Origin of the sequence: Maritimibacter sp. 55A14 (assembly GCF_003122205.1) — a bacterium.
Taxonomy (GTDB): Bacteria; Pseudomonadota; Alphaproteobacteria; order Rhodobacterales; family Rhodobacteraceae; genus QEYE01.
On sequence record NZ_QEYE01000031.1, the window covers coordinates 1 to 21,870 of the forward strand.

Genomic DNA, 21,870 nt, shown 5'->3' on the forward strand with positions numbered 1-21,870 from the left:
GCCCGACAAGCACCTCAACCTGCCTCAGTTTCGTGACAATCTCCTCAGGCTTGTGCCGCTTCGTAGCCATTCCGGTCCTCCGTTTTCCTAAACATTACGGCGGACCACTTTAGTGGGGGAAGATCAACCTTTCGGAGTGCTTCAGTGTAGTCGCGCGTCTGCAACGAGAAGGTCTCTTCCCGCTTTCCGTAGGTTTCAACGATGTCTTGGGGGACGGCTGCGCGGTGGTAGTAAACGGCTCCGCGACGATACAAGCGAGCGTGTCCGGGCATCTTTTCGAGGGTCCTCACTGTAACACCTCAGCGTGACAATCCATGAATAACACCAAACAAAATCAGCAAGTTACTGATCTTCATCTCGAAAGTGGAGGTTTGGTGGAGCCAAGGTCTGCCCAACTTCTGTCTCACTGACGATCAGGTGATGTCTTTTAACTCTGTAATCACTATCTTTTCTAAGATTGTCGATGCCACCCGCTTTCATCTGGTCTCATTCAATACTACATAAAACGGTGGGACAAGCGGTGGGACAGAGAGGCTCTCAATGCCAAAGCTTTCAGCAAGACGAGTTGCGACACTTCACAAGCCCGGCATGTACGGCGATGGTGAGGGACTTTACCTTCATGTAGGGCCGTCTGGGACTAAATCCTGGATACTGCGAACGGCAGTTCACGGCAGACGAAGAGAGCTCGGGTTAGGCTCGGCCTCGTTGGTTCCGTTGGCAGAGGCGCGTGAAATGGCTCGGTCACTGCGGAAGGTTGCGCGCGAAGGTGGTGATCCTGAAACCGCGAGAGATCGCGATACGCTTTCCTTCCGAGAGGCGGCTAAGAAAGTCCACGAAAACCTTCTTCCAACATGGCGCAACGAGAAGCACGCGCAGACTTGGCTGGCGACGATCGAAAGCTATGCCAATCCTGCGTTCGGGTCGCGTCCGATAGCCAGTGTCGGAACCTCGGACGTGCTCAAGGTGCTTTCCCCGATCTGGACGACGAAGCACGAAACCGCAAAGCGACTTAGGCAGCGCCTCTCTACCGTCTTTGATTGGGCCAAGGGGGCCGGTCACTACCCGCACGAAAACCCGGTCAATGGATTGAAGAAGGCCCTACCCGCTGTGAAACGGCGAGCGAAGCACATGCCGGCGATGGCGTGGCAAGACGTTCCGGCATTCATGTCCGCTCTGTCCGAGCGTGACGGCGTGTCCGCGCGAACGCTTGAATTCATTATCCTTACCGCAGCCCGCTCCGGAGAAGCCCGTGGCGCCCGGTGGAGCGAGGTTGAGCGCGGCGTTTGGAACATCCCCGCCGAAAGGATGAAACGCGGCGTGCCACACCGTGTACCGCTCTCTGAAGAGGCTCTTGGAGTGCTTGAGAAGATGCGCGGGCTCGATGGAGATCTTATCTTTCCGAGTGTCAAGAGAGGGCCGCGGGGAGAATCTCGTCCGCAATCAGTGATGGTATTCAAGGCGCTCCTGGATCGAATGGAGCGCACGGGCTTCACGGTGCACGGGTTCCGTTCGACCTTTCGGGATTGGTGTAGCGAGAGCGCGCATGCGGAACGGGAGATCGCAGAGGCGGCATTGTCTCATGCGACCGGCAACGAGGTAGAGCGCGCCTATGCCCGTTCAGATTTGTTTGAGCGGCGCCTCGCCTTAATGGACGCCTGGGCGCGGTATGCGACCGGGAAAACCGGGGCCGTGGTGCAAATGGTGCGCGGATGACGCCGGAACTCGAACGCATCCTTAACAGGATCGGGTTTCAGAGGGCTAAAACATACAACCCATCCCCGTTTTTCGTCAGTTCAGAACAGAGCTTACGGGGTAGTTTACTGTTTGCCGACAAACCAAGCGCGAGAGATGGCGTCGAAGAGATGGAAGCAATCCTGAAGAGGATCAATCATTTGCCGAAGCACCTACGGGAGGCGCTCGACGGGGCGCTCAGATCGCCGGAGGATTGGGACAACGACCGTAGCCCACTTCTCGAATTTGAGAATGCACTTGAGGTCTTGCTGGAGGAGGGGATTAAAGAGAAGAGCCAGTATTGGACTGGACGCGGTGCCTCCCCGAAAGTTTCTGCCAATCAAGTCGCATCGACGATGGCGGAAATATACGTGATCGGTTTGGGCAAGATGCCGACGGAAGGCGAGGCCTATGACAGCGGAGAGCCTTCGACGAAGTTTTCAAAGACCGTTCGGGACGTATTCGAACACATCAACCTTCGCGCACATTTCCGGGAGCCATGCAGACGGGCAATCAAGGAACTAAAGGAAAACGACAAAGAAAAGTTCCATCGGCTGCTGGAAATCCGGTCTCGGAAAGGGAGGCCCGGGATAAGTCTCATAACCGGAAGGAGAAAATTACCCAAAATTTAGAGAATTATCTCCTTTAGACAGGGATAACGGTTGCGAGCAGGTTCAGCTTATCGAGGCAATCAAAGAGGCCCTGCAATGCAACCAACTGACCCCATGATTCGCGACAAAGACTGTGCGCAAATGCTCGGATGCAGCGTTTGTACGTTCTGGCGCCGCGTGGCGGACGGCACAGTCCCGCGCCCTGTCAAGATCGGCGGAACGAGCCGCTGGCCGCAATCCGAAATCCAGGACGTGATTGACCGAGCAAAGGCCGAGCGAGCGGCCGCCTAAGAAAAACCCCCGCCAGTCGAAGACCGGACGGGGGCGCATTTCTTGCAGCGGACCGGCTGTTAGATAGCGCATCTGCGTTCGGCATTCAACGGAGTGCTAGAATGAAACTAGAGCGTGAAGCTACGTGGGGCCGGCAGCCCTGTCTTTCGAACTCAGATAACAGAGAATCCTCCAATTGCTATCGTGGAGAGCTGTACCGAAGAGGCCGGTGGCGGATTGCGATATGCCGGGACGGTATTCAGTTTTTGGTTCAGCGCGGCAGACGCCCCAAAAAAGGCGTGGCGCCGGCATGGGACAGCCTCAGCTACTGTGCCACCCTGGATGGCCTTTTCCATGACTGGACACGGCGCTCCGGGTACCCGTTCCCATACGCATTGGTTGGTCTACCGACCCATGCGGGACGCCTTGATCTTGCCGCTCGGCGGCGAGCGCACGGGTGCGGAGAACAGCGTTTTGCCGGCTCGGAGCGAGGCCAAAGGGGCGCTGATGGGGAGTAAAAATAAATCAACGGCAAGAAGCCACGGCGGCAAGCACTGGGTACAACTCCCCGAATGGGTCTTGCGCACGGAGGCGTGGCGACATCTAAGCGTCGGAGCGCGGGCGCTCTACATCGAACTAAAGCGTCGTTACAAGGGCAAGAACAACGGCGCCATCACACTCAGCCACCGGGAAGCGGCGCACCTTCTGGGCCTCCACCGCAACTCTGTCGGAAAGCTATATCGGGAATTGCAAGACAAAGGGTTCATCCGCATGATGGAGGCTGCGTACCTTGGGCCTTCAGGCATTGGAAAAACAGCGCGCTGGGCATTGGATGAGTACTCTACAGACACGGACTACAAACCGCCGTTAAGACGATTCAAGGAATGGTATCCAGAACAGAATCCCCCGAACAGTAAAAAGGACGCCCCGTCACAAACGGGGTGACGCAGAGCGTTAAATGATCAAGCTTGCAGCAGAAGTGTCCTACTATTTATGACGCAAAACGCCGCGCCGGCTCTACATGCGTCACATAATGCAGGACATTTCTACATTCTAGCCAGGGGGCGGGTTTCGATAGTGAAGGCGCTGCGGAGGCAGCGGGTTCCCGAACGAACGCTAAGCTAGCGCTCCACAAATAGTCACCGATACAAGGCTCGCTATGCAGATTTCTACGATGCTATACAGTATGTCTGACTCGGCGCTGGGCTTGGTTTCGAGGCGTTAACCCCTCCGGTCAAAAGCCAAGCCCGCAGGCCGGTGAAGAAACGCTACTCGCTGAAAGAGAAAACGGCATGAAACACGTCATCCTCACCATTCTGGTCGGAGTCGCGGTCTACGCAGGGATTCAGATGCTCAGATTTGCCATCTTCTAAAGCCCGGTCGCGGCAGAGCTTGGCTGAAGACCCGTTTGAAAACGGTTTGATAATGTTCGAACGAACCGGCCCTTCTATCCAACGCTCCTCTGATATTTTGGTCACGGGATATGAATTCATCCGGTAGGTTCAAAGCGTCGCTGGCGCGCTGTGAGCAGACCGACCGTACCGACAGCGTGGGCCAAGAAGAAATTCTTCTGTAAAGAGTGAGTCAAGCACTGGAAATCGAACGCTTTCTGCGGCGCTCCCCGCTTGGGCCGTTTCCGAAATTACACTCCACATCCAGTCAATCAATGGCCATCCAACCATTTAAAAAATTTAAGCAAATCTCTCAGGTGTATTATCAAGCTGATGCGACTGACACCAACGGCCACTGGCGTTTGCCAGCGCGAAGGTTCGCAAGGGGATTTTGTTTGTGTTTAGCCCGTTATTTGGGGTCGTTTTCAGGCCGGTCGCGCACTTGCATCCACCTTATGCGGGAATTTTCCGGATCGTGTATACGTATTTCATTCTCGGCCCGTTTGATGGTCTGCCGGCAATCGAAGTACCAGATAGTGGCTCCGACCATTCCGACAATCCCAATCGTTCCCCATGTCGATGAACCGTAAGTGTCTCCGGTTGGAAGCAGGGTTCCAAGGAAAACCATCCCACCGACAGCGCCAAACAATTTCGCGAATGTCATGTTGTCTTCGGCCTTCTCGATCGCGCGCTTGGCTTCCCCGACGATCCGCTGCCGCTCTTGTTCCTCTTTGGCCTCCAACTGTTCTTTCAGGCGGACATTCTCCTTCTGAATTTTTTCAAACTCGTCGGTCATGAGATTTCCTCCTGAGCTTTTTGCGGGTCTGTATCGAGAGGGGTGGCATGGATAGGTGCGCGTACGTGGGATTTTCTGGGGGCCGGAGGTGTTATCAAAATACATGAAGGGGGTGGGGGTGTCGCGCCTTTCTTCTTCCCAGCCGGGGCAATATCGCCAGCCTTTCCTTGTCTGAAATCCTTTCTGTCAGAGCGCGATCATCGAGGCGTCCGCACCCTGCCCCCTCCCGATGGTCTCGCCTCGCTCCCACGGCCTCTCCTTGAGTGCCAGGGGCCATGGGGGACGCCTTGGTCCATGTCATTACGAACCGGAAAGTCGCCGGCCAGATTATGCGGGCGCCAAATTTGCCAATGCCCAGAACTCAACATGAGAGACGCGGGCACACGGGAAACGTCCGGTTCATTCACTTGGATCGTGGCTTCCCTTGATTGGAGAGGCTCGGGCCCGGCGCAGGTTCGCTGTACGGGGCCAAACTCGATGAGCCTTGACGTGAGAAAAGGTTGGCAAACCGTACTCGAAGCGGGCCGCGATACGTAAACGATCACCGGCAAAGCTTTCCGGTCGGTGGGAAGATCGGTGGGACGGGAATTCCGATACGGGGAATTTCCGTTAACTTCCAATGGATTAGGAGTGTTAGTTTGGTGGAGCCAAGGGGAGTCGAACCCCTGACCTCTTGAATGCCATTCAAGCGCTCTCCCAACTGAGCTATGGCCCCACCGGGGCGAGCGTCCCGCTCGCCAAGGGCTGGATAGTGAAGCGTTCCGGCCAGATCAAGCGAAAAATATCCGTCCGAAGCGCTTTGCCGTGTCAGGTATCGTCGTCGTCGGCGGCGACATCCGCGATGTCGTCCAGATCGACCGTGTCGTCGTCTTCGTCCTCCAGGACATCGTCGCCCAGGTCGACTTCGTCGTCGTCCTCGACCTCCAGCACGTCCTCTTCCTCTTCCTTGAGTTCAGGTTTCTTGGTCTTGGACTGCTTGTCGGCGGGCGTCGGCTTCTGCTTGCCGCCCATGAGCACGTCGACCGTGACCGAATGCCTGCAGGACGGACAGGTCATGGGATCCTGCCGAAGGTCATAGAACCGTGTCGAGCAGTTCGGGCAGACGCGCTTTACGCCCCATTCTTCCTTGGGCATCGAATTCCCCTCGAAATCGCTGATGTCGCTTTGATCGCTGCCACCTGCCACAACCCCGGCAGCCTTGTCAAAGGCTTTTGAGCGCCCCGGAACACGGCGTCGATTGTGCGGTGGAAACCCCCGCGATATCCGGAGTAACCTGCCGCAGGAGCGAACCCGGAGGAGACCGTCGCGTCATGGCGCAACTTACCCTGCATGGCGACCCGCCCATCGAGGTGGCGCTGCGCCGTTCGGCGCGGGCGAAACGGTTGTCGTTGCGCGTCTCGGCTCTTGACGGGCGGGTGACGCTGACCCTTCCGCTGCGTGTGCCCGAGCGCGAGGCGCATGCCTTCGCGCGCGAGAAGGAAAGCTGGCTGCGCGGCCATCTGGACGCCCGGCCCGCCCAAATGCGCCCGGTCTTCGGCGGCGTTCTGCCTGTGGACGGCCACCCGCTGCCGATCCGGCCCGGCACAGGCCGCGCCGCGCGGGTGGAGGAGGGTGCGATCATGGTGCCCGGAGCGGAGGCCGAGTTGCCCGTGCGGCTTCGTGCGCTCCTGCAATCGCTTGCACGGGAGCGGCTGATCGCGGCCTCGGACCGTCACGCGCAGGCGCTGGGGCGCCGTTACAGCCGGATCAGCCTGCGCGATCCGCGGTCACGCTGGGGCTCGTGTTCGGCCGCCGGGGGGCTGATGTATTCCTGGCGGCTCGTCATGGCGCCGCCGGAGGTGCTGGATTACGTTGCCGCGCATGAGGTGGCGCATCTCGCGCAGATGAATCATTCGCCAGCCTTCTGGGCGGTGGTGGCGCGGCTTTGCCCTGGCTACGAGGCGCCGCGGCGCTGGCTGCGGCGCGAGGGCGCCGGGCTGCACCGCTATGTCTTCGAGAAGCGTTGACCGCACCGAAATTCGTGATCACAGTCGGGCGATGCTGATGACCCAACGCAGTTCCGACATAACCGCGGCCGCGCATGACCGGCTCTACCGCGCATTGCGCAGCCAGATCATGCATGGCGAGATCGCGCCGGGCCAGGCGCTGACCCTGCGCGGGCTGGCGGCGCAGCATGGCGTGTCGATGACGCCCGCGCGCGAGGCGCTGCGCCGGCTGGCGGCCGAGGGGGCGCTGACGCTGTCGGCCTCGGGCCGGGCCTCGACCCCGGATCTGAGCGCCGAGCGGATCGAGGAGCTTGCGGCGATTCGCGCGCTGCTGGAGCCGGAGTTGGCGGCGCGCGCCCTGCCTCGGGCCCATATTGCGCTGATCGACCGGATGCAGAGCATCAACAACGCCGTCAGCCAGTTCATCGACCAGCGCGATGCGGTGGCCTATATCCGTGCCAATCTGGAGTTTCACCGCAGCCTGTATCTGCGCGCGCAGGCTCCGGCGATGCTGGCGATGGTGGAGACGGTCTGGCTGCAACTCGGCCCTAAGATGCGCGACCTCTACGGCCGGATGCAGCGCACCGAGCCGCCGCGCAATCACCGGCTCATCATCGCGGCGCTGCGCGCCGGGGACGAACCGGGGTTGCGGCTGGCGATGCGTACCGATGTCACCCAGGGCCTGCGGATGCTCGTGGGTTAGATCGGCCTCCACTCCAAACGCAACTCTGGCTCTGAGCCGACGTTCCTCCATTGCTCCGCGCGGCGCCTCTCCGAACAGGCCTGCGACCGCGGGGCGATTATCGCTGCTGTGGTCCAGGTCTTCGGGACGGGGTTCCGGGGCCCCGCCCCGGTTTCACGAATGGATCGGGCCGTCGCCGCAGGCCAGCGCCGCTTCGCGCATCGCCTCCGAGAAGGTCGGGTGGGCATGGCAGGTGCGCGCCAGATCCTCGGCTGAGGCGCCGAACTCCATTGCCACGCAAACCTCGTGGATCAGATCGCCGGCCATCGGCCCGATGACATGCGCGCCCAGGATGCGGTCGGTGTCCTTGTCGGCCAGGAGCTTGACGAACCCCTCGCCCGCGAAGACCGCCTTGGCCCGGCCATTGCCCATGAAGGAGAATTTGCCGACCTTGTAGGCGCGGCCTTCCTCCTTGAGGTTCTCCTCGGTCTTGCCGACGCTGGCGACCTCGGGATGGGTGTATATGACGCCGGGGATCACGCCGTAATTCACATGCCCCTTCTGGCCGGCGATAGTCTCGGCGACGGCCATGCCCTCGTCCTCGGCCTTGTGGGCGAGCATCGGCCCGGCGATCACGTCGCCGATCGCATAGACCCCCTCCATGTTCGTCTTCCAGTGGGCGTCGGTCTTGACCATGCCGCGCTCGGTCAGATCGATGCCGGCCTCCTCCAGCCCCAGCCCGCCGGTATAGGGTTTGCGCCCAGTGGCCACGAGCACCACGTCGGCGTCGATCTGGTGCTCGCTGTCATCCTTGCGCAGCTTGTAGTTGACCTTGGCCTTGGTCTTGAGCGCCTCGACGGTTTGCACAGCGGCGCCCAGCACGATGTCGAGCCCCTGTTTCTTGAGCATCCGCTGGAAGGTCTTGCAGACCTCGCCATCCATGCCCGGCGTGATCTGGTCGAGAAACTCCACCACCGTCACCTGCGTGCCGAGCCGCGCATAGACCGAGCCCATCTCCAGCCCGATCACGCCCGCACCGATCACCACCATCTTCTTGGGCACCTTGGTCAGTTCCAACGCCCCGGTCGAGGTGACGACCGTCTTCTCGTCGATCTCCACGCCGGGCAGGCTCGATGCCTCGGAGCCGGTGGCGATCACGATATTCTTCGCCTCATGGGTCTCGTCGCCGACCTGCACCTTGCCCTTGCCCGCGATCTTGCCCCAGCCTTTCAGCCAGTCGACCTTGTTCTTCTTGAACAGGAACTCGATGCCCTTGGTGTTCTGTCCGATGACATCGTCCTTGTAAGCAATCATCGCCTTCCAGTCGACGGACGGGCTTTTGCCCTTCAGCCCCATCTTGGCGAAGTTGTGTTCCGCCTCGTGAAGCTGGTGCGTGGCGTGCAGCAGCGCCTTGGACGGGATGCAGCCCACGTTGAGGCAGGTTCCGCCCAGGGCCTCGCGCCCCTCGACACAGGCGGTCTTGAGGCCGAGTTGGGCGCAGCGGATGGCGCAGACATAGCCGCCGGGGCCGGAGCCGATTACGATCACGTCATATTGGGACATATTGTTCCTCCTTCGGGGTCGGTCTTGCGGCGCATCTACAGGGCCTTTTCGGGGTCATGGGTCCAGCGCGCGATCTGCTCGGGCGTCAGCACGGCGTCGCGCCGGGCGCGGAAGACGGCGAGGCTGTGAACCTCGATCCGCCGCAATTCGGGGTCGGCGCGCATCGCCTCCATCCGCGCCGCGATCTCGGGCCAGCGCCGGAGGATCGACGTCTCCTGCGCCTCGCCGCGGTTGTAGCGGTTCCACATCCGCGAATTGCGGAAGTATTTCTGATGAGCGTTCCCGAACCCGTCGCCGCGGTCGTTCTTCATCAGCCAGACATCTTCGGATTTCACCGCGTAATGGTTGATGCAGGCGTTGCGGAAAGTGGCGTGCCGGAAGCTCATCTTGTAACGGCTCTTGCGGCGGTGGCGCAGCATGTCGCCATTCACCGCCTCGCCCGCGGTGGTCTTGACGTTTATGGCGCGCTCCGGGTCGCGGGGCAGTTTCGGCATGTGGTCGATGGCGAACTCGAAGAGCGCGTGGCGGAACATGGACTTGTGGTCCACGGTCCGGCGCATCGGTTCGGGCTGTGCGGCGGTAAACTGTTGCAGGACGCTGCCGCCGTCCCACCGGGTCACGCCATTGTCGCCGAAGAGCCGCCAGAGGATCGCAATCACGTCGCAGTCGCCCACCGCGTCGAGCAGCGCGCGGACGGAGCCGTCGCCGCAGGTGATGTTGAGGAACTCGTCGCTGTCGATATGCAGCAGCCATTCGCAGGCCTGCACGCGGGGATCGGCGAAGGCCAGTTTCATCGCCTCGATCTGGGGCGAGCCGCCGGGGGGTGGTGCCTGGCGGATATGGGTCAGATATCCCAGCGCCTTGAGCCGGTCGAGAAGCAGGTCGGAGCCGTCCGTGCAATCGTTGGTGAAAACGAGGATTTCGTCGAAGCCCAGCAGGCTGTGATAGGCGGCCCATTCCACCACGAACGGCCCCTCGTTGCGCATGCAGCAGGCGAGGGCGGTGCGCTGCCTGGCCGTGTTGTCTGCGTCGCTCGGTGTCATGGCGGCCCGTTGCTAGAGGAGAGAGGCGATCAGGATCAGGACCGTGGCCAGGAACCCGACCGCCCAGATCAGCGAACGCCAGGGGGACCAGCCGAAGGCATAGGCGGGTACGTAGAGGATGCGGGCGCCCAGATAGGTATAGGCCATCGCCGCGGTGAAGGCATTGGCCTTGCCCGCCAGCGTGACGACCGCCACCGCAAGGGTGAAGAGCACCAGCCCCTCGAAATGATTGCTCAACGCGCGGTGCAGCCGCCCGGTGCGCGGCGACATCTGGTGCGACGGGTCGCGGTCGCGCGGGGAGGTGGTGTAGCCGGTGCCCAGTTCCAGATTGGCCGGCACCGCCATGAGGCAGAATTGTAGCGCCTGGAGCAGCCCGGCGAGGGCGAGGGCGGTGAGTTCGGGGGTCATGGAAGTTTTGCCCGGCTGATTCCTCGGCCGATATCTTGCGCGTGATCAATCCGCACCGTAAGTTTGTTTGACAGTGCAGAAAGGCAAATTTCTATGCGCTGTAGAGTATTTGCATTTTCGAAGAATTCTTTGATTTGAGCCATCGCCGGTTGCGCTTTAATGTCGGCATCCGTGATTTCTTGAACGGATAGCTCCTTGGCCCAGCTTGATATTTGCTGGTCGTTTGGTTTTACTTCAAATGAGTGCGCGAGTTTATTCCTGATTTTTCGAAACAAAGTAAGATCGCGTCGTTCATTTGCATCCAAAAGTCCCAAAGCAAAACACAGATCTATTCTTGCGTTAAAGCTCGCTCCTGATCGGGCCAGTACCTCCTCCATAACTGTCTTTTCCTTGGCCACCGCTAACAAGATCGTTCCGAGTAAAGTTTCTAGATGCACTGACAGGAAGACAATTCTTCCTCTCTCCTGATCATTACGCTCAAGAGAGAGGAACACTTGCTTGTGGCGCTCAAACGCATCCTTGAATTCTTCTAGCGAGATAGTCACGCGATAGCCTCACAAATCCATCAACAGCCGCCGCGGGTCTTCCAGCGCCTCTTTCACCCGCACCAGGAAGGTGACCGCGCCCTTGCCGTCCACGATCCGGTGGTCGTAGCTCAGTGCCAGGTACATCATCGGGCGGGCCTTGATCTCGCCGTTCACCACCATCGGGCGGTCCTGGATCTTGTGCATTCCCAGGATGCCCGATTGCGGCGGGTTGAGGATCGGCGAGGACATGAGCGAGCCATAGACCCCGCCATTGGAGATCGTGAAGGTGCCGCCCTGCATCTCGGCCATGGAAAGCTTGCCGTCGCGGGCGCGCGCGCCCAACTCGTTGATCTTCTTCTCGATCGCGGCAAACGACATCTGGTCGGCGTCGCGCACCACCGGCACCACGAGCCCCGTGGGCGTGCCCACGGCGATGCCCATATGCACGAAGTTCTTGTAGACCACGTCGGTGCCGTCGATCTCGGCATTGACGTCCGGCACCTCCTTGAGCGCGTGGCAGCATGCCTTGGTGAAGAAGGACATGAAGCCCAGCTTGACGCCATGCTTCTTCTCGAAGAGGTCCTTGTATTCCTTGCGCAGCTCCATCACCCCGGTCATGTCCACCTCGTTATAGGTGGTCAGCATGGCGGCGGAGTTCTGCGCCTCCTTCAGGCGCCGGGCGATGGTCTGGCGCAGGCGGGTCATCTTGACCCGTTCCTCGCGGCTTGCATCTTCGGCGGCGACCGGGGCACGGGGCGCCTGCGCGGGCGCGCGTTCGGGCGCCTTGGCGGCGGCACCACCGGCGGCCAGAGCCTTCTGCACATCCTCCTTCATGATGCGCCCGTCGCGGCCCGTGCCTTCGACCTGATCGGGCGAAAGCCCGGCCTCGGCCATCATCTTCTTGGCCGAGGGCGCGTCATCCACATCCTTGCCGGAGCCGGCGGCTTCGGCGGCCGGTGCGCTCTCGGCCGGCGCTTCGGTTTTCGCCGGGGCCGCGCCGCCGCCCGCAGACATCACCGCGAGCTTCGCGGAAGCCTGGACCGTCTCGCCTTCTTTGGCGAGGATTTCGGTCAGCGTACCGGCCTGCGGCGCGGGCACCTCGACCGAGACCTTGTCGGTCTCCAACTCGCAGAGCATCTCGTCGGCCTCGACGCTGTCGCCCACCTGCTTGAACCAGGTGGCGACCGTGGCCTCGGTCACGCTCTCGCCCAGGGTCGGCACCATCACGTCGACGCTCTCGCCGCTGTCCGCGCCACCGTCGTCCGCGGGTTTCGAAGTGCTCTCCGCCTTGGCCTCGGTCTTCGCGGGCTTGGCGGGGGCATCGCTGCCGCCCTCGCTCAGCGTGGCCAGCAGGGCATCTACGCCCACGGTTTCGCCTTCCTCGGCCACGATCTCCTGCAACGTGCCCGCGGCGGGGGAGGGGACCTCGACCGTCACCTTGTCGGTTTCCAGCTCACAAAGCATCTCGTCCACGGCGACGCTGTCGCCGGGCTTCTTGAACCAGGTTGCGATCGTTGCCTCGGAGACGCTTTCCCCCAGCGTCGGGACACGGACTTCGGTTGCCATACTGTTATTCCTCTTCAAAGCTCAGCGCCTCGTTCACGAGCGCTTCCTGTTGTGCCTTGTGCTGGCTTGCCAGACCCGTTGCAGGGGAGGCGGCGGCGGGACGGCCGGCATAGACGGCGCGCTTGGTCCTGGTGTCGAGGCGGCCCAGAACCCATTCGATATTGGGCTCCATGAAGGTCCAGCCGCCCTGGTTCTTGGGCTCCTCCTGGCACCAGACCACATCGGCATTCCTGAAGCGGTCCAGTTCCTTGACCAGCGCGAGCGCCGGGAAGGGATAGAACTGCTCGACCCGCATCAGGTAGATGTCGTCGATACCGCGCCGGTCGCGCTCTTCCAGGAGGTCGTAATAAACCTTGCCGGAACACATCACGACGCGCCGGATCTTCTCGTCATCGACCAGCTTGGTGTCCGAATGCCCCTGCTGGGCGTCATCCCAGAGCACCCGGTGGAAGGACGACCCGGTGGTGAAATCCGAGATGTTGGAGATCGCCATCTTGTGGCGGAGCAGCGATTTCGGGGTCATCAGCACCAGTGGCTTGCGGAAGCTGCGATGCATCTGGCGGCGCAGGATGTGGAAGTAGTTGGCCGGCGTCGTGCAGTTGGCCACGATCCAGTTGTCTTCCGCCGACATCTGAAGGACCCGCTCCAGCCGCGCCGAGGAATGCTCGGGCCCCTGGCCCTCGAAGCCGTGCGGCAGCAGCATCACGAGGCCGGACATGCGCAGCCATTTGCGTTCGCCCGACGAGATGAACTGGTCGAACATGATCTGTGCGCCATTGGCGAAATCACCGAACTGTGCTTCCCAGAGCACCAGCGCGTTTGGCTCGGCCAGGGAGTAGCCGTATTCGTAACCCAGCACCGCGTATTCCGAGAGCATCGAGTCGATGACCTCGTATTGCGCCTGCCCGTCGCGGATATGGTTGAGCGGCAGGTAACGTTCCTCGGTCTCCTGGTCGATGATGCCGGAATGCCGCTGGCTGAACGTGCCGCGCGTGCAGTCCTGGCCGGACAGCCGCACCGGGTAGCCTTCGAGCATAAGCGATCCGAAGGCCAGCGCCTCTGCGGTTGCCCAGTCCAGCCCCTTGCCGCTGTCGATCATCTCCTTCTTGGTCTCCAGCAACCGCCGCACGGTCTTGTGCGCGTTGTAGCCTTCCGGCAGTCGGCTCAGCGCCGCTCCGACCTCCTTGAAGACCTTCTTGGGTACGGCAGTCTTGCCGCGCTCGTACTTGCCCTTGTGGGCCTCCAGATCCGACCAGCGCCCGTCCAGCCAGTCGGCCTTGTTCGGGCGGTAGTCCTTGCCGGCCTCGAACTCCTCGTTGAGATAGGCCTGGAAGGCGGCTTTCATGTCCTCGATCTCGCCCTCCGGGATCAGCCCGTCCTTGACCAGCCGCTCGGTATAGACCTGCAGCGTCGTCTTGTGGCGCTTGATCCGCTTGTACATGGTCGGCTGGGTGAACATCGGCTCGTCACCCTCGTTATGGCCGAAGCGCCGATAGCAGAAGATGTCGATCACCACGTCCTTGTGGAACTTCTGGCGGAACTCGGTGGCCACCTTGGCGGCATGCACGACCGCCTCCGGATCGTCGCCATTGACGTGGAAAATCGGCGCCTCGACCATCAGCGCGATGTCGGTGGGATAGGGGGACGAGCGCGAGTTGTGCGGCGAGGTGGTAAAGCCGATCTGGTTGTTGACGATGACATGGATCGTGCCGCCCGTGCGGTGCCCCTTCAGGCCCGAGAGCCCGAAGCATTCCGCCACCACACCCTGGCCCGCGAAGGCCGCGTCGCCATGCAGAAGCACCGGCAGCACCGTGGTGCGGTCGGCGTCGGCCATCTGTTCTTGTTTGGCGCGAACCTTGCCCAGAACGACCGGGTTCACCGCTTCCAGGTGCGAGGGGTTGGCGGTCAGCGACAGGTGCACCTTGTTGCCGTCGAACACCCGGTCCGACGAGGCGCCGAGGTGGTATTTCACGTCGCCCGAGCCGTCCACGTCCTCGGGCTTGAAGCTGCCGCCCTGAAACTCGTTGAAGATTGCGCGGTAGGGTTTGGCCATCACATTGGCCAGCACGCTGAGCCGGCCGCGATGGGGCATCCCGATCACGATCTGCTCGATCCCCAGCGCGCCGCCGCGCTTGATGATCTGCTCCATCGCGGGCACCGTCGCCTCGCCGCCGTCGAGGCCGAAACGCTTGGTGCCCATGTATTTCACATGCAGGAACTTCTCGAAGCCCTCGGCCTCCACCAGCTTGTTGAGGATCGCCTTGCGCCCCTCGCGGGTGAATTTCACCTCCTTGCCGTAGCCCTCGATCCGCTCCTTCAGCCAGGCGGATTGCTCGGGGTCGGAGATGTGCATGTATTGCAGCGCGAAGGTGCCGCAATAGGTGCGTTTGACCATCGCCACGATCTCGCGCATCGAGGCGACCTGAAGCCCCAGCACATTGTCGATGAAAACCGGCCGGTCCATATCGGATTCGGTGAAGCCGTAGGTTTTCGGGTCCAGTTCCGGCCGCGGGTCGGGGTTGCGCATGCCCAGCGGGTCCAGTTCTGCCGCCAGGTGGCCGCGGATACGATAGGCGCGGATCAGCATCAGCGCGCGGATGCTGTCGAGCACGGCGCGCTTCACCTGCTCGTCGGTGACTTCGATCCCCTTTTCGGCCGCCTTGCCGGTGATCTTCTTCGCCAGCGCCTTGCCGTCGGCGACCGGGGCCACGGGCCATTGTCCGTCCAGCGCCGCGGTCAGCTCGTCATTGGGCGCGGGCGGCCAGTCGGTGCGTTCCCAGGACGGCCCGCTGGCCTGTTTCTTCACATCCATCTCGTCGTCGCCGAGTTGCCGGAAGAAGGCCTGCCACGCCTCGTCGACGGAAGCCGGATCGTTGGCGTAATTGGCGTAGAGCCGTTCCACATATTCCGCATTCGCGCCCTGCAGGAAGGACGAGGCGTGGAACTGGTCGTTTGGGGATTGTTCGGTCATCTCTCGGTTCTCCCTATGGACCCTTTCATGGGTCTGGACGCACCGGGTCCGGCCCGGAACGCCCCGTATCGTGGATATGCGGCGAGGCCGGCGATCAGCCGATCGCCTCCAGCACCGCCTCGCCCAGGCCGGCGGGGCTGTCGGAGACGACGATGCCAGCGCTGCGCATGGCCTCGATCTTGTCGTCGGCGCCGCCCTTGCCGCCCGCGACGATGGCGCCGGCATGGCCCATGCGGCGGCCCGGCGGCGCGGTGCGGCCCGCGATGAAGCCGGCGACGGGTTTCTTGCGGCCGCGTTTGGCCTCATCCTTGAGGAACTGCGCCGCCTCTTCCTCGGCCGACCCGCCGATTTCGCCGATCATGATGATGCTTTCGGTCTCGTCATCGGCCAGGAACCATTCCAGCACGTCGATATGCTCGGTCCCCTTGATCGGGTCGCCGCCGATGCCCACGCAGGTGGACTGGCCCAGCCCCACATCCGTGGTCTGCTTGACCGCCTCGTAGGTCAGCGTGCCGGACCGCGAGACCACGCCGCAGGAGCCGCGCTTGTGGATATGGCCCGGCATGATGCCGATCTTGCAGGCGTCGGGCGTGATGATGCCGGGGCAGTTCGGTCCGATCAGGATCGACTTGCTGTCCATCAGCGCGCGCTTGACGCGCATCATGTCGAGGACCGGAATGCCCTCGGTGATTGCCACGATCAGGTCCATGCCGGCGTCGATCGCCTCAAGGATGCTGTCCGCGGCAAAGGGCGGGGGCACGTAGATCACGGAGGCATTGGCGCCGGTCTCGGCCTTCGCCTCATGCACCGAGTTGTAGACCGGCAGGTCGAGATGCGTCGTGCCGCCCTTGCCGGGGGTGACGCCGCCGACCATCTGGGTGCCATAGGCGATGGCCTGTTCGGAATGAAAGGTGCCTTGGCTGCCGGTGAGGCCCTGACAGATGACTTTGGTGTTTTCGTCTACGAGGACTGCCATAACTTCCTACTCTTCTGTTGGTGCTGACAGCGATATGGTGCCGCCGCGTATGTCCATTTTTGGAGCATCCACTGCCGAAATAAATGATTGCTCCGCGATTTTCTCAGTGCTCCAAACTCGATAGCGTTGACCTGCTTCTTCGACGCTATCGATAATTTTTCCGATGGACGCCAGATTTCGAATTTCGGTGAGCACTTCATCGACTTCAATGTTTGGGTTGGCGACTACACAGATGCTGTAGTCCATGCCGTTTAGGTCTGCTTTTGAGATGCCAAGAAGAAACGGTGTCTTTCCTTCTTCGAGGACCAACCAACCTGAGTATTCGGCGCTGGGATCTTGCGGAGCAAGCATCGCTTTCATATCGCCTTGAACTTCCTTCCATCCAGCTACTCTCGCGGCAGCAGAGACCTTGTCCACGCGGCCCGCATTTTGAACGCAATGGCCGACAAAGGACCGGGCTAAATACACAGCGTCACCATTCTCGGCCGACGCGGGTTCCGGCACACCCAATGCCAGAACGACGACAAGACAGTGGAGGGAAAAGCCCTGGAAAGATATTGGCTTTGTGCCACTCACCCCTTCACCGCCTTCACGATCTTCTCGGCGCCGTCCTTGAGATCCTCCGCCGCGATCACGTTGAGCCCGCTTTCATTGATGATCTTCTTGCCTTCCTCGACCTTGGTGCCTTCGAGCCGCACCACAAGCGGCACCTGAAGGCCCACATCCTTGACCGCCGCCACCACGCCCTCGGCGATCACGTCGCAGCGCATGATGCCGCCGAAGATGTTCACGAGTATCCCCTTCACCTGCGGGTCCGAGGTGATGATCTTGAACGCCTCGGTCACCTTCTCCTTGGTCGCCCCGCCGCCCACGTCGAGGAAGTTGGCGGGTTCGGCACCGTAGAGCTTGATGATGTCCATGGTGGCCATCGCCAGCCCGGCGCCGTTGACCATGCAGCCGATCTCGCCGTCGAGCGCGATGTAGTTCAGGTCATACTTGGATGCCGCCAGTTCCTTGGAGTCTTCCTCGGACTCGTCGCGCAGCGCCGCGATGTCGGCGTGGCGGTAGATTGCGTTGCTGTCGAAACCCATCTTGGCGTCGAGGCATTTCAGCTCGCCCGAGTCGGTCAGGATCAGCGGGTTGATCTCCAGCATCTCCATGTCCTTGTCCAGGAACATGCGATAGAGCGTGCCCATCAGCCCGACGCATTGCTTGATCTGCTTGCCGCTCAGCCCCAGCATGAAGGCGATGCGGCGGCCGTGGAAGGGCTGATAGCCGGTGGCCGGATCGACCGCGAAGGAGAGGATCTTCTCCGGCGTCTTCTCGGCCACTTCCTCGATATCCATGCCGCCTTCGGTCGAGCAGACGAAGGAGACGCGGCTGCTGCCGCGATCGACCAGCAGCGCGAGGTAGAATTCCGATGCGATGCCCGCGCCGTCCTCGATATAGACGCGGTTGACCTGCTTTCCCAACGGGCCGGTCTGTTTCGTCACCAGCGTGCGGCCCAGCATGCGCTTGGTCTCGGCCTCGGCCTCCTCCACGGATTTGGCGATCCGCACGCCGCCGCCGTCGCCGGCATCCGCCTCCTTGAACGTGCCCTTGCCGCGGCCGCCCGCGTGGATCTGCGCCTTCACGACCCAGACCGGGCCGTCCATTTCCCCTGCCGCGGTCTTGGCGTCCTCGGCCTTCAGGACAACGCGGCCATCGGAAACCGGCGCGCCGTAATCCCGGAGCAGGCTTTTCGCCTGATACTCATGAATATTCATGAAAACTGTCCCGTCTTGCTTAATGTTCAGGCGAGACTTGCACAGGTTTGGCGTCGAGAGAAGGGGAAGTATCGGGAAAATCCTCCCGCAGGGCGATTTTCCGATGTTTGTGATCACACGCCGAAATGCTGTGATCACAAACTCGGGGAATCACGCCCCGTGGCCGCGCGGCGGCGGGGCGTGCCGGTGTTCAGGACAGGCTGTCGTCGATGTCCTTGCAGGCCGAGACGAGGCCCTTCACGGCCTCCACCGACTTGTCGAACATCGCCTGTTCGTCTTTGCTGAGCGAGATCTCGACGACCTTCTCGATCCCGCCCGCGCCGATCACCGTGGGCACGCCGACATAGAAGCCGTCCAGCCCGTAGGCGCCGTCCACGAAGGCCGCGCAGGGCAGCACGCGCTTCTGGTCGCGCAGATAGGCTTCGGCCATTTCGATGGCCGAGGTGGCGGGCGCGTAAAAGGCCGAGCCGTTGCCCAGAAGGCCCACGATCTCGGCGCCGCCGTCGCGGGTGCGCTGCACGATCGCGTCCAGCTTCTCCTGCGTGATCCAGCCCATTTTCACCAGGTCGGGCAGCGGGATGCCGGCCACGGTCGAATACCGCACGAGCGGCACCATCGTGTCGCCATGTCCGCCCAGAACGAAGGCCGAGACGTCGCGCATCGACACCTCGAACGCGTCGGCCAGGAAATGCCGGAAGCGGGCGCTGTCCAGCACGCCCGCCATGCCGCAGACCTTTTCGCGCGGCAGGCCGGAGAATTCGCGCAGCGCCCAGACCATCGCGTCGAGCGGGTTGGTGATGCAGATCACGAAAGCGTCTGGCGCATTGGCCTTGATGCCCTCGCCCACGGATTTCATCACCTTCAGGTTGATGCCCAGCAGGTCGTCGCGGCTCATGCCCGGCTTGCGCGGCACGCCCGCCGTCACGATGCAGACATCCGCGCCGGCGATGTCGGTATAATCCTGGGTGCCTTTCAGCGCCACGTCATAGCCGGCGACGGGGCCGCTTTCGGCCAGGTCCAGCGCCTTGCCCTGCGGCACGCCCTCGGCAATGTCGAAGAGGACGACATCCCCCAGTTCCTTGAGCGCGGCGAGGTGCGCCAGCGTGCCCCCGATCTGGCCCGCGCCGATCAGTGCGATCTTGGATCTAGCCATTCTATCAATCTCCGGTCGGTGTTGAGTTTCGCCGCTTGCGTAGCCCTTGCGGCGGTGGCGCGCAAGGATTTCGCAGTCGGCGCATGACCTGCGGGCGGCGTGCCCTCGGCAGATCGGCGCGGGAATTTACTTGGAAAACAGGCGGGCGGGTGGTGCGGGTGCGATGCGCCCATAGGCCGCGCTAAAACGCAGCATGGGCCCCGCACCGCTCCCCGCGCCCGATGTGCGCGGGGAGCGGGCGCGACTCAGGCCGGATCGCCCGGTTTGACCGGCCGGTCGGCTTCATGGCGGAAATCCTCGCCCGAGGCGACGAGACAGGTCAGGCCGTTGGGCAGCGTGGCCAGGATCGTCCATGTGCCGGTGCTTTCCGAGGCGAAGATCTCCACCATTCGGTTGCCTTGGCCGCGACCGACGGACCGGCGCCGCTCGCCATACCGGGTTTCGAGCCGGTCGATCACCACGTCGCGCTCGCCGCAGAGCGCAGTTTGCTGCGCGCCGGCCTGCTGGGTGGCCCAGATCAGCCCGGCAAAGCCGAAAGAGAGCGCGAAAATCTGTTTGTTCATGACATCCCTCCTGCGTTTCGGGCGGATGTGGTCCGCCGGATCCCTCAGTGCCGGTAAACTCCGAAAATCGGGGTAAACCCGGCGCGCGCAGCAGGCGGCGTGTTGCAACGCTTTTTAGAATAATTGCGCAAAATCCGCGTTGATCGTCAGAATATATCGGATGGCTTGCGCCCGGGCGCCGGGTATGCTGCATTGCGGCGCAGTTGTGAAAGGGCAAGAATCATGGATTACAGCGCGCGGCCGTTCCGTTCCGTCCTCTACATTCCAGGCTCCAAGGAGCGGGCGCTGGAAAAGGCACGGATGCTGCCGGCGGACGCGATCATCTTCGATCTGGAGGATTCCGTCGCCCCGGCCGAGAAGGTGCGTGCCCGCGAAACCCTGGCCGCCGCCCTGACGCAGGGCGGTTATGGCCGGCGCTCCTGCCTGGTGCGCATCAACGGCTTCGAGTCCGACTGGGCCGAGGACGACCTGGCCGCAGTGGGGGCCACCGGACCGGAGGCGATCCTGCTGCCGAAAGTGTCCCGCGCCGCGGATATCGAGCGGATCGCGGCGATGCTCGACGCCATGCCCGAGACGAAGGACACGCTGATCTGGGCGATGTTGGAGACCTGCGAAGGCGCACTCAACGCGCTTGAGATCGCGTCGGCCTCGCCGCGGATGGCGGGCTTCGTGATGGGCACCAACGATCTGGGCAAGGAGCTGATGGCGCGCAGCGTCCCCGACCGCGGGCCGATGATCACGCCGCTGTCGCTCTGCCTGCTGGCGGCGCGCGCACGGAGGCTGGCCGTCGTCGACGGCGTCTACAACGCCTTCAAGGATCTCGACGGGCTGCGGGCCGAGGCGAAGCACGGCCGCGACATGGGCTTCGACGGGAAGACGCTGATCCACCCCGCGCAGATCGAGATCGCCAACGAGGTCTTTGCCCCCAGCGAGGCGGAACTCGAGCTCGCCCGCCGCCATATCGCCGCCTTCGAGGAGGCCAAGGCCGCCGGGCAAGGCGTCGCGGTGGTCGATGGCAAGATCGTGGAAAACCTGCATGTGGAGACCGCCCGCAAGCTGCTCGGCCGGGCCGAGGCGGTGGCCGCACTGGAAGAGGGAGATGCCGCATGATGAGCCTTCTGGTCCTTGGTGTGCTGCTCTGGATGGCGGCGCATCTCTTCAAACGGATCGCGCCGGGCCCGCGGGCGGCGCTGGGCAATGCCGGGCGCGGGCTGGTGGCGCTGGGCGTGTTGGGCAGTGTGGTGCTGATGGTCATCGCCTATCGCGGCGCCGATTACGTCGCGCTCTACACCCCCCCGGGCTGGGGGGTGCATCTGAACAACCTGCTGATGCTGATCGCGGTCTTCCTGCTGGGGGTCGGCAAGGCCGGCGGCGTGGTGGGCGCGAAGCTGCGCCACCCGATGCTGCTGGGCGTGGTGATCTGGGCCATCGCGCATCTGCTGGTCAATGGCGATCTGGCTTCGCTGATCCTCTTCGCGGGGCTGGGGCTCTGGGCGGTGATCGAGATGCTGACGATCAACGCCGCCGAGGGTCCCTGGACGCCGCCGGCGAAGGGCCCCGTCGCGAAGGACGCCAAGGTGGCGGTGATCGCGCTCGTTCTCTATGCGGCGATCGCGGGCGTCCATTACTGGATGGGCTATCCCGTCTTCGGGGCCGGGGCATGAAAGCCTATCGTCTGCTGACCGAGGACGACACCGCCGCCTTTTGCCACAAGGTGACGGAGGCACTCGCCAACGGGTGGGAGCTTCACGGCAGCCCGGCCTATGCCTTCAATGCCAAGCGCGGGGTGATGTGCTGCGCGCAGGCCGTCGTCAAGGAGGTGGAAGGCAGCTACAGCCCCGATGTGAAACTGGGGAGCCTGTGAGCCC

Annotated in this window: 22 protein-coding genes and 1 tRNA gene; 8 read left to right on the forward strand and 15 right to left on the reverse strand. The window is 62.4% G+C overall.

Annotated elements, in window-relative coordinates:
• Nucleotides 1–44 precede the first annotated feature (44 nt).
• Nucleotides 45–272 carry a DUF6538 domain-containing protein gene (locus tag DDZ14_RS20295; protein ID WP_146193181.1) on the reverse strand — a complete coding sequence of 76 codons (228 nt, stop codon included), beginning with the start codon at nt 270–272 and terminating at the stop codon, nt 45–47.
• A gap of 268 nt (nt 273–540) precedes the next feature.
• On the opposite strand from DDZ14_RS20295, the gene DDZ14_RS17885 reads away from it, so the two are divergent.
• The 3 genes from DDZ14_RS17885 (at nt 541) to DDZ14_RS17900 (ending at nt 3,557) form a co-directional block, all read left to right on the forward strand.
• On the forward strand, nt 541–1,713 hold the full coding sequence (locus DDZ14_RS17885) for a site-specific integrase (protein WP_109426348.1): 1,173 nt from the start codon (nt 541–543) through the stop codon (nt 1,711–1,713).
• The gene (locus DDZ14_RS17890) at nt 1,710–2,363 is read left to right on the forward strand and encodes a hypothetical protein (RefSeq protein ID WP_146193182.1); all 654 of its coding nucleotides are present in this window, start codon (nt 1,710–1,712) and stop codon (nt 2,361–2,363) included. The genes DDZ14_RS17885 and DDZ14_RS17890 overlap by 4 nt, the downstream gene beginning before the upstream one ends.
• Nucleotides 2,364–3,038: 675 nt before the next feature.
• The gene (locus tag DDZ14_RS17900) at nt 3,039–3,557 is read left to right on the forward strand and encodes a hypothetical protein (RefSeq protein WP_199221372.1); all 519 of its coding nucleotides are present in this window, start codon (nt 3,039–3,041) and stop codon (nt 3,555–3,557) included.
• 855 nt (nt 3,558–4,412) lie between these two features.
• On the opposite strand, the gene DDZ14_RS17905 is transcribed toward DDZ14_RS17900, so the two are convergent.
• From DDZ14_RS17905 to DDZ14_RS17915, 3 genes are all read right to left on the reverse strand, one after another.
• Nucleotides 4,413–4,799, reverse strand: a complete 387-nt coding sequence (locus DDZ14_RS17905; protein ID WP_109426351.1) for a hypothetical protein — start codon at nt 4,797–4,799, stop codon at nt 4,413–4,415.
• 639 nt (nt 4,800–5,438) lie between these two features.
• Nucleotides 5,439–5,514, reverse strand: a tRNA-Ala gene (locus DDZ14_RS17910).
• 92 nt (nt 5,515–5,606) lie between these two features.
• The gene (locus tag DDZ14_RS17915; protein WP_109426376.1) at nt 5,607–5,933 is read right to left on the reverse strand and encodes a TIGR02300 family protein; all 327 of its coding nucleotides are present in this window, start codon (nt 5,931–5,933) and stop codon (nt 5,607–5,609) included.
• A 176-nt stretch (nt 5,934–6,109) separates the two neighbouring features.
• Between DDZ14_RS17915 and DDZ14_RS17920 the strand changes: the two genes are divergently transcribed.
• On the forward strand, nt 6,110–6,805 hold the full coding sequence (locus DDZ14_RS17920; RefSeq protein WP_109426352.1) for a M48 family metallopeptidase: 696 nt from the start codon (nt 6,110–6,112) through the stop codon (nt 6,803–6,805).
• Nucleotides 6,806–6,836: 31 nt separating this feature from the next.
• Nucleotides 6,837–7,487, forward strand: a complete 651-nt coding sequence (locus DDZ14_RS17925) for a GntR family transcriptional regulator (protein WP_109426353.1) — start codon at nt 6,837–6,839, stop codon at nt 7,485–7,487.
• Between the two features lie 153 nt (nt 7,488–7,640).
• On the opposite strand, the gene lpdA is transcribed toward DDZ14_RS17925, so the two are convergent.
• From lpdA to DDZ14_RS17970, 11 genes are all read right to left on the reverse strand, one after another.
• A complete protein-coding gene (gene lpdA, locus DDZ14_RS17930; protein ID WP_109426354.1) occupies nt 7,641–9,029 on the reverse strand; it encodes a dihydrolipoyl dehydrogenase in 1,389 nt (462 codons plus the stop codon).
• Between the two features lie 35 nt (nt 9,030–9,064).
• Nucleotides 9,065–10,072 (reverse strand): glycosyltransferase family 2 protein, encoded by a 1,008-nt coding sequence (locus DDZ14_RS17935; protein ID WP_109426355.1) that lies wholly within the window; start codon nt 10,070–10,072, stop codon nt 9,065–9,067.
• A 12-nt stretch (nt 10,073–10,084) separates the two neighbouring features.
• The gene (locus DDZ14_RS17940) at nt 10,085–10,480 is read right to left on the reverse strand and encodes an MAPEG family protein (protein ID WP_109426356.1); all 396 of its coding nucleotides are present in this window, start codon (nt 10,478–10,480) and stop codon (nt 10,085–10,087) included.
• Complete coding sequence (locus DDZ14_RS19520) at nt 10,477–11,025, reverse strand: hypothetical protein (protein WP_146193183.1); 549 nt, start codon at nt 11,023–11,025, stop codon at nt 10,477–10,479. The genes DDZ14_RS17940 and DDZ14_RS19520 overlap by 4 nt, the downstream gene beginning before the upstream one ends.
• A 9-nt stretch (nt 11,026–11,034) precedes the next feature.
• Complete coding sequence (odhB, locus tag DDZ14_RS17945; protein ID WP_109426357.1) at nt 11,035–12,573, reverse strand: 2-oxoglutarate dehydrogenase complex dihydrolipoyllysine-residue succinyltransferase; 1,539 nt, start codon at nt 12,571–12,573, stop codon at nt 11,035–11,037.
• Nucleotides 12,574–12,577: 4 nt separating this feature from the next.
• Nucleotides 12,578–15,544 (reverse strand): 2-oxoglutarate dehydrogenase E1 component, encoded by a 2,967-nt coding sequence (locus DDZ14_RS17950; RefSeq protein WP_109426358.1) that lies wholly within the window; start codon nt 15,542–15,544, stop codon nt 12,578–12,580.
• Between the two features lie 94 nt (nt 15,545–15,638).
• A complete protein-coding gene (gene sucD / locus DDZ14_RS17955; RefSeq protein ID WP_109426359.1) occupies nt 15,639–16,520 on the reverse strand; it encodes a succinate--CoA ligase subunit alpha in 882 nt (293 codons plus the stop codon).
• Between the two features lie 6 nt (nt 16,521–16,526).
• On the reverse strand, nt 16,527–17,096 hold the full coding sequence (locus tag DDZ14_RS19525) for a hypothetical protein (protein ID WP_146193184.1): 570 nt from the start codon (nt 17,094–17,096) through the stop codon (nt 16,527–16,529).
• Entirely contained in the window at nt 17,093–18,286 is a 1,194-nt protein-coding gene (sucC, locus tag DDZ14_RS17960) for an ADP-forming succinate--CoA ligase subunit beta (RefSeq protein ID WP_109426360.1), read from the reverse strand. Before sucC ends, DDZ14_RS19525 begins: the two co-directional genes overlap by 4 nt.
• A gap of 190 nt (nt 18,287–18,476) precedes the next feature.
• Nucleotides 18,477–19,439: a malate dehydrogenase gene (gene mdh, locus DDZ14_RS17965; protein WP_109426361.1), complete on the reverse strand. Its 963-nt coding sequence runs from the start codon at nt 19,437–19,439 to the stop codon at nt 18,477–18,479.
• A gap of 245 nt (nt 19,440–19,684) precedes the next feature.
• Nucleotides 19,685–20,002 carry a hypothetical protein gene (locus DDZ14_RS17970; RefSeq protein WP_109426362.1) on the reverse strand — a complete coding sequence of 106 codons (318 nt, stop codon included), beginning with the start codon at nt 20,000–20,002 and terminating at the stop codon, nt 19,685–19,687.
• 222 nt (nt 20,003–20,224) lie between these two features.
• Here DDZ14_RS17970 and DDZ14_RS17975 point away from each other — a divergent pair, with 222 nt between their 5' ends.
• The 3 genes from DDZ14_RS17975 to DDZ14_RS17985 are packed head-to-tail and all read left to right on the forward strand — an operon-like array spanning nt 20,225 to nt 21,866.
• Nucleotides 20,225–21,112, forward strand: coding sequence for a CoA ester lyase (locus DDZ14_RS17975; protein WP_109426363.1), 888 nt, complete (start codon nt 20,225–20,227; stop codon nt 21,110–21,112).
• Entirely contained in the window at nt 21,112–21,666 is a 555-nt protein-coding gene (locus tag DDZ14_RS17980; RefSeq protein WP_109426377.1) for an NnrU family protein, read from the forward strand. The genes DDZ14_RS17975 and DDZ14_RS17980 overlap by 1 nt, the downstream gene beginning before the upstream one ends.
• Nucleotides 21,663–21,866, forward strand: a complete 204-nt coding sequence (locus DDZ14_RS17985; protein ID WP_109426364.1) for a DUF1737 domain-containing protein — start codon at nt 21,663–21,665, stop codon at nt 21,864–21,866. Before DDZ14_RS17980 ends, DDZ14_RS17985 begins: the two co-directional genes overlap by 4 nt.
• The last annotated feature ends 4 nt before the right edge of the window (nt 21,867–21,870 follow it).

Excerpts from the sequence above, each read along its gene's own strand:
- DDZ14_RS20295 (WP_146193181.1), bottom strand. The coding sequence starts at position 272 with ATGCCCGGACACGCTCGCTTGTATCGTCGCGGAGCCGTTTACTACCAC.
- DDZ14_RS17885 (WP_109426348.1), top strand. The coding sequence starts at position 541 with ATGCCAAAGCTTTCAGCAAGACGAGTTGCGACACTTCACAAGCCCGGC.
- DDZ14_RS17890 (WP_146193182.1), top strand. The coding sequence starts at position 1,710 with ATGACGCCGGAACTCGAACGCATCCTTAACAGGATCGGGTTTCAGAGG.
- DDZ14_RS17905 (WP_109426351.1), bottom strand. The coding sequence starts at position 4,799 with ATGACCGACGAGTTTGAAAAAATTCAGAAGGAGAATGTCCGCCTGAAA.
- DDZ14_RS17915 (WP_109426376.1), bottom strand. The coding sequence starts at position 5,933 with ATGCCCAAGGAAGAATGGGGCGTAAAGCGCGTCTGCCCGAACTGCTCG.
- DDZ14_RS17920 (WP_109426352.1), top strand. The coding sequence starts at position 6,110 with ATGGCGCAACTTACCCTGCATGGCGACCCGCCCATCGAGGTGGCGCTG.
- DDZ14_RS17925 (WP_109426353.1), top strand. The coding sequence starts at position 6,837 with ATGCTGATGACCCAACGCAGTTCCGACATAACCGCGGCCGCGCATGAC.
- lpdA (WP_109426354.1), bottom strand. The coding sequence starts at position 9,029 with ATGTCCCAATATGACGTGATCGTAATCGGCTCCGGCCCCGGCGGCTAT.
- DDZ14_RS17935 (WP_109426355.1), bottom strand. The coding sequence starts at position 10,072 with ATGACACCGAGCGACGCAGACAACACGGCCAGGCAGCGCACCGCCCTC.
- DDZ14_RS17940 (WP_109426356.1), bottom strand. The coding sequence starts at position 10,480 with ATGACCCCCGAACTCACCGCCCTCGCCCTCGCCGGGCTGCTCCAGGCG.
- odhB (WP_109426357.1), bottom strand. The coding sequence starts at position 12,573 with ATGGCAACCGAAGTCCGTGTCCCGACGCTGGGGGAAAGCGTCTCCGAG.
- DDZ14_RS17950 (WP_109426358.1), bottom strand. The coding sequence starts at position 15,544 with ATGACCGAACAATCCCCAAACGACCAGTTCCACGCCTCGTCCTTCCTG.
- sucD (WP_109426359.1), bottom strand. The coding sequence starts at position 16,520 with ATGGCAGTCCTCGTAGACGAAAACACCAAAGTCATCTGTCAGGGCCTC.
- sucC (WP_109426360.1), bottom strand. The coding sequence starts at position 18,286 with ATGAATATTCATGAGTATCAGGCGAAAAGCCTGCTCCGGGATTACGGC.
- mdh (WP_109426361.1), bottom strand. The coding sequence starts at position 19,439 with ATGGCTAGATCCAAGATCGCACTGATCGGCGCGGGCCAGATCGGGGGC.
- DDZ14_RS17970 (WP_109426362.1), bottom strand. The coding sequence starts at position 20,002 with ATGAACAAACAGATTTTCGCGCTCTCTTTCGGCTTTGCCGGGCTGATC.
- DDZ14_RS17975 (WP_109426363.1), top strand. The coding sequence starts at position 20,225 with ATGGATTACAGCGCGCGGCCGTTCCGTTCCGTCCTCTACATTCCAGGC.
- DDZ14_RS17980 (WP_109426377.1), top strand. The coding sequence starts at position 21,112 with ATGAGCCTTCTGGTCCTTGGTGTGCTGCTCTGGATGGCGGCGCATCTC.
- DDZ14_RS17985 (WP_109426364.1), top strand. The coding sequence starts at position 21,663 with ATGAAAGCCTATCGTCTGCTGACCGAGGACGACACCGCCGCCTTTTGC.